We start from the raw sequence: 15,859 nt of genomic DNA on the forward strand, positions 1-15,859 counted from the left end.
CAAGCCCATATTTTAGTCGAGGCCCGTTCCCCACCTGCGATGCAGGAAACGCTCCCAGGGCGCAAACAGAATTCGATCTGCAAGCAGGCCGATCAAGACGATCACCATCATGGCTCCGATCACCTGATCCATTGCATTCAGCTCACGTCCATAGTGAAGCAACTGGCCAAGACCGAAACCGGTCAGTATTGTCACGAAGATCTCGGCGGCCATCAATGAGCGCCACGCAAAGGCCCACCCCTGCTTCATGCCGCTGACAAGAAAAGGCAGGGATGCTGGCAGCAGGACCGTCATCCACAAATGCAATCCCTTTGAGCCCATGGTCCGCGCAGCCTTTGCATAGATCGGCGGGATGGTTCGAGCTCCGTGGTTGGTCGCAATTATCACCGACCAGACCGTACCCATTACGACGACGAACAGCATCGCACTCTCGGTCTGTCCGAACCAGAGCACGGCGAAGGGCACCCAGCACACGCTCGGCAAGGTCTGTAGGCCAAGTGCCAGTGAACCAACCGTGTCCTCCATAGCCTTCGACGAACTTGTAAGAACGCCGAGCGGGAGACCAATTGCCGCTCCGATCACGTACCCAAGCAGCAGCCGTCGGAGCGTAACGCGGATTGCTTCAAGGAGCGTACCATCGCTCATTGCGCCCCAGAGATATCGGGCAACGTTTACGGCCGAAGGGAATAGAACTGGTGACCACCAGCCAGTATCGGCCGCCAGCTCCCAAATCAGGAGCAGCCCGGCAAAGAATGCCGTCACGAACGCCGCTCGCCTCATTCCGGTTCTCCGCCTCCCATTGTGCCGCGGAGCGCATCGGCAACCGCTGCCGCGTGTGCCACCAACTCGGCATTGTAAATGCTGCGAGGGCGCGACAGCGGGATGTCAAAACTTCGCACGATTGTTCCGGGGGCACTCGACATCAGCAAGATGCGATCGCCTAGGCACGTTGCTTCGCGCATGTTGTGCGTCACGAACACCACCGTCTTGCGACTGTCAGCCCAGATCTTCTGGACGTCGTCGTAAAGGTGCTCCCGCGTCATTGCGTCGAGCGCGCCAAATGGCTCGTCCATCAAGAGCACTTGCGGATCAGGCGCCAATGCACGCGCAAGCGCGACGCGCTGCTTCATGCCACCCGACAGTTCGTGGACGTGCGCCTTTGCAAACTTTTCCAGTCCTACCAGCGATAGGTAGTGATGCGCGATGTCCCGGCGCTCGTCCCCACGAAGCTCTGGGCAAAGTCTCAAGCCGAACATCACGTTGCCAAACACGTTCAGCCAAGGGAAAAGGGACGGTTCCTGAAACACGACCAACCGCTCTCGGCCGGGACCTGCGACCTCCTGACCGTCCGCAAACACGTGACCGGCATCTGGTCGCGTCAGCCCAGCGATGATGTCGAGAAGCGTCGACTTGCCGCAGCCGCTCGGGCCAACGACGCAAACGATCTGACCGGCTGCAACCTGCATCGATACGTCGGCTAGCGCGTGCACGCTGGCACGAGACGTTCGAAACCATTTCGAGACGGTTTGAACATCGAGCTTGCTCGTCGCAAGACTGCAATGCTGCGTGTCTGCTGCAACAAAAGGCGCGCGGATGATCATGGCAGTTCGACCAGCTGAGAAAGATCCGGGATTGCATCCAGGAAGCCGACACGTTGTGCTTTGGCTACATATTCCTGCAAAGCGGAAAGCGCGATATCGCTGGTAACTGATATGCGCGGCCATGCCCGAGATGTAAGCTCCGGGGACATCGTTACCCGAAAATCCGCTTTCAGCTCTTCGCGGACCATAGCCTGGGCTTCCTCGGGATGACGGCTGATCCATTCTCCGAGTTCGCGATGGGCCTGAACAAATCGATGCACGAGATCGCGATGTTGCTCAAGAAACCCAACCCTTGAGATGAGCACCGTCGTGATCGCCTGCCTTTCCTCAATCAGCACCTTGCCAGCCGCTTCCAGCTCGAGACGTGAAACCCACGGCTCGACGGTCCAAACAGCATCGAGTTGTCGGGTTTTGAAAAGAGACAACTGCTCCGGGTTTGAAGTCGGCACCACATAGGCGTCCCCACCTGCCTGTGTAATTCGCAAGCCGCCATCTCGCAGCCAAGCTCGGGCTGCGACGTCCTGAGTATTCCCGAACTGAGGTGTCCCGATCCGTCTCCCGCGGAAATCTTTCGGAGCGGCGAGCCTTTCTTCCGGTTGCACGACAAGCGCAGAGCCACCGTTCACGGCGCCTGCCACGATACGGATCTCAGCTCCACCAGAACGCGCATAGGCATTGATTGCCGGGTTCGGTCCGACGTAGGCTAGATCCAGACTGCCGGCAAAGATTGCCTCCATGGCGCTCGGGCCGGCATTGTAAGCATACCATTCGATAACGACGCCCGGTCCTAAGCGATCGGCGAACCAGCTTCGTCCGCGATGTTCAAAGCTTCTGGCCACCAGCGCCTGAACGTGCGTTATGTTCGGGAAATGACCGATGCGGATGGTCACACTCGTTGCGTTGCTCACAGTTGATTCAGCCGCCCAAAAGCCTGTTGCGATCGCCATCGCGAGAATCTGCCTTCGTTTCAGCCGTCTGATAATCATTTGATGAATCCTGGCCTTGAGAAAGCGGAATTTCCTATCGTGCCCCTTCCCTTTCCCATCGACGTCTCACAGTGGCGCACGCCTTCCTTTAGCAAAATGGATTATGCGAAGCGCCATCCAAGTCATACTGCCAGCTTTTGGAGGGTTGGCATTGATCCTGCGCAACGTTCAGCGAGCTGGCTGCCTGCCTCGGATCGATCGGAAGAGCGTGTCGTTACACTCCAACGGTGGCAAGCGGCGGAGAGCCCTCCCCGCTCCTCATTCGGGTTTACGGCACAATGACGGCGGCCCCGTTCAGTCTGCCGCGGCGCAGATCATCGAGGGCTTCGTTCGCTCTTTCGAGGGGATAGACGACGGTGTGGGTCGTCACTTGGGCTTTTTGAGCCACGGGAAAGAACTCACAGGCATCCGCCCGCGTCAAGTTCGCGACCGAAACGATCTCGCGTTCACCCCAGAGAACAGAATAGGACATTCGAGGAATATCGCTCATATGTATGCCGCCACACACCACGCGCCCTCCCTTGCGCACTGCGCGCAGTGCCGTCGGAACGAGCTCGCCCGCTGGCGCAAAGATGATGGCGGCGTCAAGTACCGTTTCCAAGGTCGCCTCCGATCCACCGGCCCAGTTTGCGCCGAGACTGATTGCGAAGCGCTGGGCCGAAATGTCACCAGTTCGGGTGAACGCATAGATTTCGCGACCCTGCCATATCGCGATCTGGGTAATGATGTGGGCCGCAGCCCCAAACCCAAAAAGGCCGATGCGCTTTGCATCGCCTGTCTTCTTAAGCGACCGCCAGCCAATAAGGCCAGCGCATAAAAGCGGCGCGACAGCCACGGGATCGTCCGCAAACTCAAGCCTGAAGCAAAATCGCTGGTCGGCGACGACGTGGCTGGCAAACCCGCCATCGCGGGTAAACCCCGTGAACAGCGGCATGTCGCAAAGGTTTTCTCGGCCGGCACGGCAATAGGGGCAATGACCGCAAGTAAAGCCCAGCCACGGCACGCCAACACGGCTTCCAATAATACTTCGATCAACGTTGTCGCCGACGGCATCGACCATCCCGACGATTTCATGGCCAGGGATCAGGGGGAGTTTCGGATGATCGAGTTCTCCGTCAACGACGTGGAGGTCGGTGCGACAGACGGCACAGGCTTCCACGCGTATTCGGATTTCGCCAGGGCCCGGGCGCGGGTCGGCAAGGGTCTTGAGAACGAGAGGCGTCCCAGGCTTTTCAAGTACCATCGCCTTCATCACGCACCTCAACTGAATTCAAGTCAGGCCAAGACCTCCTGGCGACATTCCGGGCAAGGTCGTATATTCCTGCTCATTCCCGTGGCGCAGAAAGCATAAGCGGGCTCGTCAGGGTTACAATCTGGCGGTGCTCTTCTGAATCCACGATTTCAATACCACTGAGCCCATCGATCTCTTCGCGGATTGCAATGCTGGAGGGTTTGTGAATGAGATGATCCAATCCCTCCATAGCAATCTCCAGCAGATCGCCCTTGGGATCGAAGGTGATGCCGAGTAACGGGACAGATTTCGTCTGTATCTGGTCACCCAGTCGAAGGCCGGTAATCTCGACCTGCGCCCGCTTCCCGCGAAGGGCCTTTGCCATGCTATCAAAAAAAAACCTCCACTCGGACCGATCCAAGATGCGACTGGTCATGTTCATCACTCCCTTTTCATCAATGGCCGGGGTATGGGCAAGCTAGGCACCCCAGCCGGTCAAATCGCTGCTTCACGGCGCCAGGCTATGCCATGCGTGGTCTGTTCCTGGCGCGGGTATCCTGGCGAGAATCAGATGCGTGATTGAATGGCTCGCGACAAATGTCCTGTGGCATGGCCCGGCAAAAGGTGCCTCAGGGCATTAGCATCACTCCACCAACAGTTTGCAGCAAAAATGCCGTTTCACGATTCTCAGACGGACTCACACGCTCGGGTCGACAACTGCTCGGCGTCCCAAGGATTGATGCAATCCTAAACCATCTCAGGTACCTCGGCTTTGTCGGCGATCAAATCGCCTGACCTAAACCGGTCCGTCTGGCAACCAGCCTTCACCGTAGTTCGCAAACACATCCTCGCGCCTGCAGAGCTCCCCTGCCGGCGCCATTACCGCTGCCGCACCGGCGGCAACGCCGAAGCGAAATGCATCTTCCATTGACCCACCTGCCTCAAGGAACCATACAAGTCCACCAATGAAGCTGTCTCCGGCGCCCACCGTGGATTTGGCGACGACATGCTTCGTTGGCACGCGCAAGGTGCCGAAATCGCCTGCGAGTAATGCACCCTCGCGGCCGAGGGTGACTGCGACGAATTGCGAGGCACCGTCCCTTACCAATGCGGACGCCGTCTCTGCGACGCCACCCTCGTCCAGTCGGCAGCCCGCAAGAACCTCAAGCTCCTCAAGGCTCGGCTTGATGAGGAAGACTGGAGCCTTGCCCAGTGTGTCACACAACGTCTTTCCAGGGCAATCAAGGATGACCTTGGTCCCCTTTTTGCCTGCACATCTGGCAATCTCGGCGTAGACCTCGGCGGGCGCGTTACGCGGGAGGCTGCCGCTTGCAACCAGATAGTTTCCCTGGAATTCGTCAACGACCTGCAAGACTGCACGAACGTCGCCTGCAGCAATTTCGGGACCTTCCGGCACAAAACGATACTCAAGTCCGGTTTCTTCTTCATGCACCATAAAGGCGATGCGGGTGGATCCCGTTATTTTTACAGAGTGGATGCGGATGGCCGTTGCAGCGAGAGCATCATTGAGTATCGCACCCGTCGCGCCACCTTCCAGAACCACCAGTTCTGCGCTACCGCCCAGCGTTGCGATGACCGCTGCGACATTGACACCACCGCCGCCTGGACGCTGTTGCACATTGCGTGTGCGCACCTTGATGGTCGGGTGAATGCGCGTTGCATGGCTCGAAACATCGACGGTGGGGTTGAGTGCGATCGCGAGAACGGCCATCGTTTCACCGGTGAGGGCGTGAAATTTTGCAATCGGCCTCGTTGATGACGCGCAGTTCATTTCTCACGCCCCCGATCCCGCATACGGTTTCTGCTGCAACACGAGCAGCCAGGCGTTTGACGCCGCTTTCGACACTGCCGCACAGTGCAACGACACCGCCCTCCACCCTGACGTCGACAGTGCCTGCATCAAGATTGAGATCGGATAGGAGGCGCGCCATTACTGCACGCCTGATGGCTTCGTCACCGGTGGCAAACCGCTCGGGTTTGGAAGAAAGGACAACCTCGAGAATGTCGCGACGGCTCACGATCCCAAGCAGGCGGCCCCGTTGGACAACGGGAACACGCTTGATTGCGTGCGTCGCCATCAGCGCTGCTATCTGGTCCACGGATGCGTCCGCTTCTACCGTAACCGGGTTTTTGGTCATGACGTCTCCGACGCGCCAACTGTGCGTCTTGATATAAGTTTCGGGACCCTGTCGAAGACGGTTGCCCGTCTCTTTAAGCGTTGACGATCCCAACTCCGAGCGGCGTAGCAAATCCCCCTCGGACAGGATACCGACGATGTTTCCTTCGTCGTTGCAGACGGGCAAGCCGCTAACCCGATTGTCGAGCATCAGTCGTGCGGCATGTCGCACACTATGTTCGGGGCTCAGGGTTATGACCCTTCTGGTCATGATGTCCGAAGCATGCATCTGCGACCCCGTAAGAAAATCTCGATCTGCGCAATATATCTCAACGGCTGGCATCGGAGATTGACGCCGATCAAGGAACGCCGAACCCTTTTGATCTTCAGCAAATGCAGCAGCTAGCTTTGATCGCCATCAAAGACGAGGATGGCAGGCTCCGATAGGGTTGAAACGGAGATTCCCGGCCGTTTGGGCGTCATGCTCAGCCACCGGGACTGGGTCAGCAACTGGAGCGATGCCCATGCAACGAGCAAATCTGCATCAATCGAGCGCGCCTTTTTGGTTCGTTCTCTCCCCATTACCCTCGATCGAAATGATGGGCTCCGTGTGGTCGCTCGGGCATATGCAGGCGGGGTCCATCGAGGCCACCCTTCGTTATCAGATTGAGGCGTTGAAGTTCTTGCAAAGCCGTCTCCACAGCGACTTGTGCCTGTTGGAAGATTGTCAATCGCCCGATCACCAAAACGATCTGTTCGATATATGGTGCACCTACTGGCAAGACGCATTGTTGGACTACAGCAGCGCAGGCGCGCGCTTTGCAGATATAGGCTCGACCATCATACGCAAGGCGGCTAGGCGACTTCACGATGACGAGAAACGTCTGGTCGAAAACACGGCTGCACAGGTGGTACTGTAGATGCTGACGACGTTACCATCGGCGCGAACCAAAGCCTTGCAGGTTGCCGCCGTCTTTTTGTTGCTGCTCGGAGATCAAAGCAGCGCGGCCGATCTTGCGCACGGTCGCGCCATCGCCAATCGATGGTGCAGTGAATGTCACGTGACAGGCCCCGGACAGCAACGCGGATCAGACAATGTTCCCACATTCTCCGAAATGAAAAAATCGGGCAAACTGGATGCTGCCCGCTTGTCGACATTCCTGTCGGCGCCTCAGCATTCACGGATGCCCGATCTCTCGCTAACACGCGCCGAAATTTCTGACCTGGCCGCCTATATCAAGTCGCAGGGACACTAGGGCCGAAAACCAAGCGAGTGGCGCGTGCTCTGCGCACGCCACTCTGGCGTAAACCGGTGACCGAAGGTGGGGCTAGCCAACAGTCCTCGATTGGCTTGACGCTTTCCTGCGGAAGCGGTCTGCTTCGACTGATGCCGGTCTTCCTTCAGGTTTGAAGCGATACACCAAGATCTTGATGATAACTTTGATTTCGATCACGGCCGGGTATGGGGCCGATGGCGGTGGTGACTGCCATTGACGCTTGTTCGGTGGGCGAGCATAATTTCCCCGCCTGGTTGCAACGACGACATCGGTGCGATGCGAAGCTTGGTCATTTCAGCCACAGATAGCCACAACACTAAGCGAGCGAGTGACGCGCCCGTGCGCGCACTTGGTGGTTGTGATCTCTGGAGCCAGCCACTAGGGGATCTCTATATTGCCTTGCAGACCTCTTCCGACGGCCTGAGCACCGCTGAAGCCACCGCTCGAATGTCACTGCAAGGGCCGAACCTCATCGACGAGCCGCGACGCCAACGTTTGATCCTCGGCCTGCTGCGTCGTTTCGCCGATCCACTCGTGGTTATTCTGCTGTTGGCCGCATCGATTGCGGCGCTGACGCATGAGGGGGCCAGCTTCTTCATTATATCGACGATCGTCATCCTGTCGGTGCTTATCGACTTTGTCCAGGAACATCGCGCCGAGGCCTCGGCCGCGGCGTTGCGCCAGCGCGTGGCGCTCAGCGTCCGCGTTGTAAGGGATGGACGCGCCCAGGACTTGCCCGCTTCTGATCTGGTGACCGGCGATGTCGTCCTGCTTTCCGCCGGCAATCTGGTGCCAGCTGACTGCCGACTGACCGAAGAACAAGATTTGTTCGTCAACGAGGCGCTGCTGACCGGTGAACCCTACCCGGTCGAGAAGAACGCGAACGGCTCGTCGACAGGTGAAGTGAACACGGACACACGGGACGACGGCGTGTTCATGGGTAGTTCTGTCATCAGCGGTTCGGCACGCGGTCTGGTTGTCGCAACTGGGCGAGCCACGCGCCTCGGCGCCATCGCCGGCGCGCTCAGCAAAGAGCCGCCGGCGACCGCCTTCACGCTCGGCACTCGGAGCTTCGGCATGCTGGTCGTCCGTCTCACCGTGCTCCTGGTACTATTTGTTCTCCTGGTCAACCTGCTCTTCCAACGGGCACTGATCGAGTCCTTCCTTTTTGCCTTGGCGCTGGCCGTCGGTCTCACACCGGAACTCTTACCGATGGTAATTTCGGTGACCCTTGCGCGCGGCGCCGTCCGCATGTCGCGCGAGCAGGTGATCGTCAAACGCCTATCGGCGATCCACGATCTCGGCAGCATGGACACCCTGTGCAGCGACAAGACCGGGACACTAACAGAAGCTCGTATCAAGCTCGTCCGTGAGGTTGACATCGAGGGCGGCGAAAGCAACGATGTCCTGCAATGGGCCTACGTTAATGCCGTCTTCGAGACCGGCCTAAAGAGCCCCCTTGATGATGCCATCCTCGATTCAGCGCTGATTGACCCTGCCGGCTGGCGCAAGATCGACGAGGTGCCCTTCGATTTCGAAAGGCGACGTGTTTCGATCCTCGCCGAGCACGACGGCCGTCGATTCCTAGTGGTCAAGGGCGCTCCAGAAGACGTGATCGGACATGCATCGACCTATCGGGTCGCCGGAAGCGACGTTGTCAGGCCGCTCGATGACGGCGCCCGCGAAACGGCACGCGCTACCCTCGAGCGGCTCGGAGATGAGGGTTTCCGCCTCTTGGGCGTCGGGTGGCGCGAGGTCGAGCCAGAGCGCGATCATGCCGGCATTGCTGACGAGAGCGAACTAACCTTCGCGGGGTTCGCAGCTTTCCTCGATCCGCCGAAGGAGAGCGCGCGCCAGGCGTTGCAGGCACTCTCAGGCCTCGGCGTAACGATCAAGATCGTCACCGGCGATAACGAACGAGTGACACGGCATGTGTGTGCCGCGCTGGACATTTCAGTTGCAGCCGTTATCAACGGGCCCGAGCTCGCCAACCTGACTGATGAGGCACTCTCGGCGCGTCTCCCCGGCACCACTTTATTCTGCCGCGTCACCCCACCGCAGAAAGCACGGATCATTCGGGCTCTGCACCGCAGGGGACATGTCGTCGGCTACCTCGGCGACGGCATCAACGACGCGCCGTCGCTGCAGGCGGCAGACGTCGGTCTGTCTGTCGACGGAGCGGTCGACGTCGCCAAGGACGCGGCCGCCATGATCCTCCTCAAGCACGACCTCAACGTATTGGTCGAGGGCGTACGCGAGGGACGGCGAACCTTCGCCAATATCATGAAATACGTGATGATGGGGACGAGTTCGAACTTTGGGAACATGTTCTCGATGGCGGGAGCGGTAATCATCCTGCCCTTCCTGCCCATGCTGCCGGTGCAGATCCTTCTCAACAATCTGCTCTACGATGCCTCCGAAATCGCCATCCCGCTCGATAGCGTGGACGAAGCGATGATCGCGCAACCGCGCCACTGGGACATGAATTTCGTGCGCAATTTCATGCTTGTTCTGGGGCCTGTGAGCTCCTTGTTCGACTTTCTGACTTTCGGACTGCTGCTGTGGGTCTTCCAGGCGAGCGAAGCCTTGTTCCAGACAGGATGGTTCGTGGAATCGCTTATGACCCAGGTGTTGGTGATATTCGTCATCCGCACGCAAGCGCGACCGTGGCAGAGTTGGCCACATCCGGCCCTTGCCGCAAGCTCGCTCGGAATCGTGATACTGGCGCTGGCTTTACCGTTCTCGCCGTTCGCAGCCTGGTTCGGCTTCGTGCCGCTCCCAGCTCACGTGGTACTGACGCTTGCGGCCCTGACCACCATTTACCTGATTCTGGCCGAGCAGGTGAAGCGGCAGTTCCTGTCGCGGGTTGGTCAGTCATTCGCTTCCTAACGTGTGATCTTACGCTTCCTCAACGAGGCCAGCTGAGAACGTCTTCTTAAATCTGCCTCCTGGGCCTTGTCTTGGCCCGGCTTGTTCTGACGATCAGCGCCCGAGGCTGGCAACATAGCACACGCCGCCACCGTCCTTGAACGTGATCAGGCGTCGGCCGGCCGCTTTAGGATGTGTAGAGGCTTCCCGCGGCTTGAGAAGCTCAGGGCGATGACCTGCTCTCCTCGTAACTGGTGGTGGTCAGGTCGAACGCAATGTCAGGGTCGCGGCAGATTTTTGTGCCGTAGATATCGCAGTGCGGTTCTGATCGTGAAACATGCCGCGCCGCCGCCAATGGGCGAATACGCAACCGAGTCGGTCGAAAAAGCGAGGCACATATCAACAGCCGCAGTATTTCGTTCCACGTTGAGGCAACTGCGCCGAGCCGGCGTGGGGGCGAAGATCGGCGAACGTGCGCGAATTCCGGTGTCACACTGGAGGGGCCGAACACTGGATCCGACGAGCGGCGGGTCCATGCTATCGAAGTTGGTCTCTTCTGTTCGGCAAGACCAATCCTGCTTGCGATATCGCTACCCGTTCCCGGGCTCCAGGATCTCGGAAACAATCTCGCCAACCGGCCTTTGCGCATTGATTAAGCGCCAGGTTGGTGGCTTTTGCCTACCCGATAACTGCCGGGCCAAGACGCGCAGATCCGCATCGGACGGGCCGTCGTGCCTGCCCGAAATTCGCTGCTGCAAGACCTGGGCGTCAGCCTGTAGCCAGACGGCCTCGCATGAGGTACCTGCGGCCCTGGATGAAATTTCAACAAGCCTACGGTTTTCCGGACGGTCAAACACGGCATCGGCGACAACAGACCCTCCGGCCTTCGTTATCGCCAGACTGCGGCGAACCATCTCGGAATAAACCCTGTCAGAAACGTCCGGTCGATAGGCATCCGCATCGAGATGCACCTCGGCGGCAACACCGTGCAACGCCTTGCGAATACGATCACTCTCGATGATGCGAGCGCCGGGAGGGGCGCCAAGCCGGGCGGCTAGCGCATCGGCGACGGTCGTCTTCCCCGAGCCGCTGAAGCCGCCGATCACGATAAGACGCGGTTGGACTTTTGTAAGGAGCGTGCGAGCCAACTCAAAGTAGGAACGTGCCTCGGACTTCAGGGCGGCCGCATCTCCGCCCTCGGCAAGCTGCGTGGCGATCACGTGGGCCCTGACGGCCGCTCGCAGGGCCATGAAGAAGGGCAAAAGCACGAAACCGTCATCATCGTCCGTATCATCGAGGTAGCGGTTCATGACCAGGTTGGCGAATTGCGCAAATCCTCTGTGCCACAAGTCCATCAAAAGGAACGCCAGATCATAGAGCGTGTCGATGGTCGCAATCTGATCATTGAACTCGATGCAATCGAATAGACAAGGTTTTCCCTTAATGAGACATATGTTGCGCAGGTGCAGGTCCCCATGGCAAAGCCTGACTTTTCCGGCCGCCTCTCGGTTATCAAGAAGCGGCGCATTTTCTTTCAGGATTTCTTCGAACAGGTGGCAGATCGTTGCCACTTCAGCTTCCTCAAAGACGCGGCTGGTAGCAAAGCCAGCTCTGTTAATGGCGAGCACGGCGCCAATGTTTGCAGATCCTGAACTGCGATGAACGATAGGTGCGCTGCGGTGGTGGCGAGCGATCATGCGTGCCGCTTGGGTCAGCAGCTTCGCGTTCAGCCGTCCCAGCGTGGCCATTTGATCGAACAGTGCTTCCTGTTCGAAGCGAACCATCTCGATAACCGGTTCGACCAGCACGCCGTCGCCAAAGTGAAGCTTGCCCGCCGGCGCGCGCGAGATTGTCCGGATGCCAAGGTATAGACCGGGAGCCGTGACCGAATTCAGGCGAACCTCCCGTTTGCAGGCTTCGAGCCGCAATTCCGGCGTAGAAAAATCAACGTACGGAAGCTTGACGGCGCGCTTCATCTTGAAAGCGCGATCGCGAGTGAGAAAAACATGGGAAATATGCGTTTCGATATGTTCGACCTCGTCGCTTCCGTGGGAATGTCGGTCGCTCAGGAATGCGATTGCACGGGTCTGGTCCTCGACGAGCATGTTGCCTCGCTTGAGTGGCGGTGTACTGCACCGTCAGAACATTACAATCACATCTACCGTCGTTGCGTTGACGCTGATCAATCCTTCCTGCGAAAACTTCGGAGCCAACAGGAATAATCCGCCCAACGTCTCGGCGACTTTGACGGTCGTCAAGGCGCTCCGGTGCAAGCGTACGAATATCAACACAACGTAGCTGTGTTGGCACGCGGAGTTGCGCCCTTCATTGTCACAATGGGGCGGGCAAATCTGCGAAATTGGAGAATTCATATGAATAGAACCTGGGACCTGTCGATCTCGCCCGATACAGTTTGCTATCTCATCATCAAGGCGCGCGAATTCGACGCCAAGGATGTTGCTTCCGAAGTTGACCCTGCCTCCAACGCCACGGACGACGATATGATTTCCGTGCTCGAAGACCAACCGGACGATCCTGTCGAATCCGAACTGGAGAGCACGATCTCGGACATGAACGAGGACGAGCAGATCGACCTCGTCGCCCTTTGCTGGCTCGGCCGCGGAGACGATACGGTGGATGACTGGGAACGAATTCGCGCCGAGGCCGCCGACGCCCACAATGAACACACGGCCGCCTATTTGATCGGAACGCCACTTCTTGCGGACTACCTGGAAGAGGCAATGGCTGCTTTCGGAGAATCTTGCCAGGAGTACGAGAAAGGACACTTGTAGAGCTCGAGGCGAGTAGGAGGATAGCGTGGCAAGAGTGACCGGTCCGGTCGTTTCGGAAACGATGCGATGCGACAACATGGTGATCGCTGAGCAGTTGCGTGACTACGCAGATCTGCTTGAGGAGCAGGCAGAGGAGACCTTCGGATCGCGCGCCTATCTGCGTGCCTCCGACGTTGTCACCAGGCTCGATCGGCCGATCTCTCGAAGACCCACGACATATGGGTCTCTCGTCCTTCAATCCTCGTTGGCCGATCGGGATAGGACGCCGGATCGCTCAGAAAGCGGGCCTTTTCATCCGGAGGGGACATGGGGCACACCGTTTTTCGCCTTTCCGACCCAGTTGACGCGAACAGTTTGGACTGTCTCTCAGGACGACATCAAGCGATGGAGAGAGGTTTCGCGCAGCAGCGATCGGGTAACACCTCCCACCAGCCACTCGCGCAGGCGACTGTGGCCATAAGCTCCCGAAACGATCAGATCCGCCCCAAACTGCTTGGTGATATTGATCAGGGTGTCGCCATCTGAAGGAGCATCAGCGCTGAAGACTTCCCCGCGGGCCCTTGCACCATGATGGATCAGGTGGCGCACAACATCATTCACTGTTTCCGTGCCGCGATGTTTTGCTTGATCTTCGACCGATGCGACAAGTACCTCACGGGCATGGATGAGGAAGGGCAACGCATCGACCACGGCGCGGCGAGCCTCGCGCGTATCCTTCCAGGCAACAACGACCTTGTGGGCTGCGAGCGGCTCAAGATCGGTTCTGGGGATAAGGACGGGGCGGCCAGCCGAATGGATCAGTTCACTGATGTCCACCTGCTCGCTCCCAACATGCGATACACCTGCGATAACAAGGTCGGCCAATCGCGCAGCGGTCGCGAGATCTTTCGTCGGATCACCGACGCTTGTGCGCAGCAGGTCTGCGGCTCCGCCTTCAGCCTCGAACTCTCTCCTGAGCATCTCCAGACGGCGTTCGATATCAATGGCTTCAAGGCGCATGAATTCATCGTCCATGACCACGCCGGGGGGCGCCGCTGTTATGATGCGAACATCGCCGGCTGCGAAACCGATGAGTGTTGCTTCGAAGCGCGACGCCACGTCACGCGCAAATTTAAGCTGCCGTGCAACACTTTCGTGCAGGCTCAAGCTTACCAATATTGTATTGTAAATCATCGCTACGACCCCACTTTGGGACTTCCATCGCTCTATCAAAGCACCGATGCATCGGTTTCGCCTTGACCACCGTCAAAGGTGCGATGGCATGAATGAAGAAGTCTTTGACGCCCATCAAGGCCGCATCCCTCCTCCCGTGCTAGACGGTAGTTGACGGAGGATTGAGACGATGGCGCACAAGCAAGTTCTTTTCCACTCAGCGGCGCGCGAAAAGATCCTGAAGGGAACAGCGCAGCTTGCCGATGCGGTTCGCGTTACTCTCGGACCTCGATCCAAGGCCGTGCTGATAGAGAAAAAGTGGGGATCGCCGATCGTTTGCAATGACGGCGTGACGATCGCCAAGGAGTTCGATCTCAAGGACCCGGAGGAAAATCTCGGTGCGCGGATGCTGCGGCAGGCCGCAGAAAAGACCGGCGAAATCGTCGGCGACGGAACGACCACATCGACCATTCTTGCCCATGCAATCTTCGCCGACGGCCTGCGCAACGTCGTGGCCGGCGCAAGCGCGATCGATATCAAACGGGGCCTGGATCGGGCGCTTAAGCGGGCAGTTTTTGAACTCAAACGAAATTCGCGCCCTGTTTCCTCAAAGCGCGAAAAAGAGCAAGTGGCAACGATCTCCGCGCACAACGACACGCATATTGGCACCCTCATCGGGGAAGCAATGGAGCGCGTCGGCGACGAAGGGGTCATCAGCGTCGAAGAGTCTAAATCTACCGAAACGGTCCTTGAGGTACTCGAAGGCATGCAGTTCGATCGCGGTTATCTTTCGCCCTACTTCGTCACTGACACGGAGCGGATGGAAGTGTCGCTTGAAGATCCTGTCATTCTGCTTCTTGACCGGAAGATCACGTCGCTGAAGGACTGCGTCGGCCTGCTTGAGGCCGTCGCCAAATCCGGAACCCCATTGCTGATCATCGCCGAAGACGTTGAAACGGAAGCGCTGGCCACGCTGATCGTTAACCAGATGCGGGGAACGCTCCGTAACTGTGCCGTGAAGACACCCGCTTTCGGCGACCGGCGAAAGGCGCTGCTTCAAGACATAGCGATACTAACCGGAGGCCAGCTCATTTCCGAAGAATTGGGCATCAAACTGGAAACCGTGACAGCAGAACAACTGGGCCACGCTGAACGGGTGGTCATCACGAAGGACACGACGACGATCATCGGCGGGGCGGGAGATAAAAAGGCAATTGCCGGCCGCGCCGACCAGATAAGGCGCGAAATCTCCACGACGACGAGTGACTATGACCGAGAGAAACTCGAGGAGCGACTGGCAAAACTCTCAGGTGGGGTTGCCGTCATAAAGGTGGGTGCTGCTACGGAAGCGGAACTCAAGTCGAAGAAGGAAGCGCTCGACGACGCAATCAGCGCAACCAAGGCGGCGGTTGCGGAAGGTATTCTTCCCGGAGGTGGCCTCGCCCTCTTGCGATGCCTAGAAGCCGTAACCGATGAGGAAAAGGCTTGTGAAGGCGACGAGCGCACCGGCGTGCAGATCCTGAAGCGCGCGCTCGAGCTCCCGGCGCGCCAGATCGCGGAGAACTCGTCCACCGACGGCGGCGTCGTCGTGGCGAAGATGATGGAGGGGCAAGGTAATTACGGTTTTGACGCCGGGCGGAAGGAATATGTCGATCTGGTTTCTGCCGGCATCATCGATCCCACAAAAGTCATTCGCGTAGCGCTTGAAAATGCGGTGTCGGTCGCAAGCATTCTGTTGCTCACCGAAGCCACCATGACAGAAATACCGGAACCGACAAGGGACGGTCTTGTCGAGACTGGCATGCAAGCTTAGTC

The 15,859-nt window shown here is 58.4% G+C and carries 15 protein-coding genes; 6 read left to right on the forward strand and 9 right to left on the reverse strand.

Annotated elements, in window-relative coordinates; genetic code table 11:
* Window positions 1-12: 12 nt before the first annotated feature.
* From IB267_RS16085 to IB267_RS16115, 7 genes are all read right to left on the reverse strand, one after another.
* A complete protein-coding gene (locus IB267_RS16085) occupies window positions 13-780 on the reverse strand; it encodes an ABC transporter permease (protein ID WP_192448507.1) in 768 nt (255 codons plus the stop codon).
* A complete protein-coding gene (locus IB267_RS16090; RefSeq protein WP_192448508.1) occupies window positions 777-1,601 on the reverse strand; it encodes an ABC transporter ATP-binding protein in 825 nt (274 codons plus the stop codon). Before IB267_RS16090 ends, IB267_RS16085 begins: the two co-directional genes overlap by 4 nt.
* On the reverse strand, window positions 1,598-2,587 hold the full coding sequence (locus tag IB267_RS16095; protein ID WP_192448509.1) for an ABC transporter substrate-binding protein: 990 nt from the start codon (window positions 2,585-2,587) through the stop codon (window positions 1,598-1,600). Before IB267_RS16095 ends, IB267_RS16090 begins: the two co-directional genes overlap by 4 nt.
* A gap of 268 nt (window positions 2,588-2,855) precedes the next feature.
* Window positions 2,856-3,839: a zinc-dependent alcohol dehydrogenase family protein gene (locus tag IB267_RS16100; protein WP_192448510.1), complete on the reverse strand. Its 984-nt coding sequence runs from the start codon at window positions 3,837-3,839 to the stop codon at window positions 2,856-2,858.
* Window positions 3,840-3,912: 73 nt separating this feature from the next.
* Window positions 3,913-4,254: a DUF5335 family protein gene (locus tag IB267_RS16105; protein ID WP_192448511.1), complete on the reverse strand. Its 342-nt coding sequence runs from the start codon at window positions 4,252-4,254 to the stop codon at window positions 3,913-3,915.
* Window positions 4,255-4,614: 360 nt separating this feature from the next.
* Window positions 4,615-5,550: a 1-phosphofructokinase family hexose kinase gene (locus tag IB267_RS16110; protein ID WP_192448512.1), complete on the reverse strand. Its 936-nt coding sequence runs from the start codon at window positions 5,548-5,550 to the stop codon at window positions 4,615-4,617.
* Window positions 5,551-5,554: 4 nt separating this feature from the next.
* Window positions 5,555-6,244 carry a CBS domain-containing protein gene (locus IB267_RS16115; RefSeq protein ID WP_192448513.1) on the reverse strand — a complete coding sequence of 230 codons (690 nt, stop codon included), beginning with the start codon at window positions 6,242-6,244 and terminating at the stop codon, window positions 5,555-5,557.
* Window positions 6,245-6,479: 235 nt separating this feature from the next.
* On the opposite strand from IB267_RS16115, the gene IB267_RS16120 reads away from it, so the two are divergent.
* The 3 genes from IB267_RS16120 (at window position 6,480) to mgtA (ending at window position 10,121) form a co-directional block, all read left to right on the forward strand.
* Window positions 6,480-6,875, forward strand: a complete 396-nt coding sequence (locus IB267_RS16120; RefSeq protein ID WP_246810673.1) for a hypothetical protein — start codon at window positions 6,480-6,482, stop codon at window positions 6,873-6,875.
* On the forward strand, window positions 6,876-7,211 hold the full coding sequence (locus IB267_RS16125; protein WP_192448514.1) for a cytochrome c: 336 nt from the start codon (window positions 6,876-6,878) through the stop codon (window positions 7,209-7,211).
* 360 nt (window positions 7,212-7,571) lie between these two features.
* On the forward strand, window positions 7,572-10,121 hold the full coding sequence (gene mgtA / locus IB267_RS16130) for a magnesium-translocating P-type ATPase (protein WP_371742547.1): 2,550 nt from the start codon (window positions 7,572-7,574) through the stop codon (window positions 10,119-10,121).
* Window positions 10,122-10,690: 569 nt separating this feature from the next.
* Here the strand turns inward: mgtA and IB267_RS16135 are convergent.
* Window positions 10,691-12,205 (reverse strand): bifunctional aminoglycoside phosphotransferase/ATP-binding protein, encoded by a 1,515-nt coding sequence (locus IB267_RS16135; RefSeq protein WP_192448516.1) that lies wholly within the window; start codon window positions 12,203-12,205, stop codon window positions 10,691-10,693.
* A 267-nt stretch (window positions 12,206-12,472) separates the two neighbouring features.
* Between IB267_RS16135 and IB267_RS16140 the strand changes: the two genes are divergently transcribed.
* Together IB267_RS16140 and IB267_RS33920 are read left to right on the forward strand one after the other, a co-directional pair.
* Entirely contained in the window at window positions 12,473-12,892 is a 420-nt protein-coding gene (locus IB267_RS16140) for a DUF3775 domain-containing protein (RefSeq protein ID WP_192448517.1), read from the forward strand.
* 76 nt (window positions 12,893-12,968) lie between these two features.
* Entirely contained in the window at window positions 12,969-13,352 is a 384-nt protein-coding gene (locus IB267_RS33920; RefSeq protein ID WP_371742585.1) for a helix-hairpin-helix domain-containing protein, read from the forward strand.
* On the opposite strand, the gene IB267_RS16150 is transcribed toward IB267_RS33920, so the two are convergent.
* The gene (locus tag IB267_RS16150) at window positions 13,259-14,065 is read right to left on the reverse strand and encodes a universal stress protein (protein ID WP_192448519.1); all 807 of its coding nucleotides are present in this window, start codon (window positions 14,063-14,065) and stop codon (window positions 13,259-13,261) included. The two genes, IB267_RS33920 and IB267_RS16150, sit on opposite strands and share 94 nt — an antisense overlap.
* 169 nt (window positions 14,066-14,234) lie before the next feature.
* Here IB267_RS16150 and groL point away from each other — a divergent pair, with 169 nt between their 5' ends.
* Complete coding sequence (gene groL, locus IB267_RS16155; protein ID WP_192448520.1) at window positions 14,235-15,857, forward strand: chaperonin GroEL; 1,623 nt, start codon at window positions 14,235-14,237, stop codon at window positions 15,855-15,857.
* Window positions 15,858-15,859: the final 2 nt, after the last annotated feature.

The sequence above is a fragment of the Ensifer sp. ENS09 genome, from assembly GCF_014852425.1.
Classification (GTDB): domain Bacteria; phylum Pseudomonadota; class Alphaproteobacteria; order Rhizobiales; family Rhizobiaceae; genus Ensifer.

What these genes read in the sequence shown, in the direction of transcription:
- IB267_RS16125 (WP_192448514.1), top strand. Translation starts at nt 6,876, where the DNA reads ATGCTGACGACGTTACCATCGGCGCGAACCAAAGCCTTGCAGGTTGCC.
- IB267_RS33920 (WP_371742585.1), top strand. Translation starts at nt 12,969, where the DNA reads ATGGTGATCGCTGAGCAGTTGCGTGACTACGCAGATCTGCTTGAGGAG.
- IB267_RS16140 (WP_192448517.1), top strand. Translation starts at nt 12,473, where the DNA reads ATGAATAGAACCTGGGACCTGTCGATCTCGCCCGATACAGTTTGCTAT.
- IB267_RS16110 (WP_192448512.1), bottom strand. Translation starts at nt 5,550, where the DNA reads ATGGCCGTTCTCGCGATCGCACTCAACCCCACCGTCGATGTTTCGAGC.
- IB267_RS16090 (WP_192448508.1), bottom strand. Translation starts at nt 1,601, where the DNA reads ATGATCATCCGCGCGCCTTTTGTTGCAGCAGACACGCAGCATTGCAGT.
- IB267_RS16120 (WP_246810673.1), top strand. Translation starts at nt 6,480, where the DNA reads ATGCAACGAGCAAATCTGCATCAATCGAGCGCGCCTTTTTGGTTCGTT.
- IB267_RS16150 (WP_192448519.1), bottom strand. Translation starts at nt 14,065, where the DNA reads ATGATTTACAATACAATATTGGTAAGCTTGAGCCTGCACGAAAGTGTT.
- IB267_RS16135 (WP_192448516.1), bottom strand. Translation starts at nt 12,205, where the DNA reads ATGCTCGTCGAGGACCAGACCCGTGCAATCGCATTCCTGAGCGACCGA.
- IB267_RS16115 (WP_192448513.1), bottom strand. Translation starts at nt 6,244, where the DNA reads ATGCATGCTTCGGACATCATGACCAGAAGGGTCATAACCCTGAGCCCC.
- IB267_RS16100 (WP_192448510.1), bottom strand. Translation starts at nt 3,839, where the DNA reads ATGAAGGCGATGGTACTTGAAAAGCCTGGGACGCCTCTCGTTCTCAAG.
- IB267_RS16085 (WP_192448507.1), bottom strand. Translation starts at nt 780, where the DNA reads ATGAGGCGAGCGGCGTTCGTGACGGCATTCTTTGCCGGGCTGCTCCTG.
- IB267_RS16105 (WP_192448511.1), bottom strand. Translation starts at nt 4,254, where the DNA reads ATGACCAGTCGCATCTTGGATCGGTCCGAGTGGAGGTTTTTTTTTGAT.
- groL (WP_192448520.1), top strand. Translation starts at nt 14,235, where the DNA reads ATGGCGCACAAGCAAGTTCTTTTCCACTCAGCGGCGCGCGAAAAGATC.
- IB267_RS16095 (WP_192448509.1), bottom strand. Translation starts at nt 2,587, where the DNA reads ATGATTATCAGACGGCTGAAACGAAGGCAGATTCTCGCGATGGCGATC.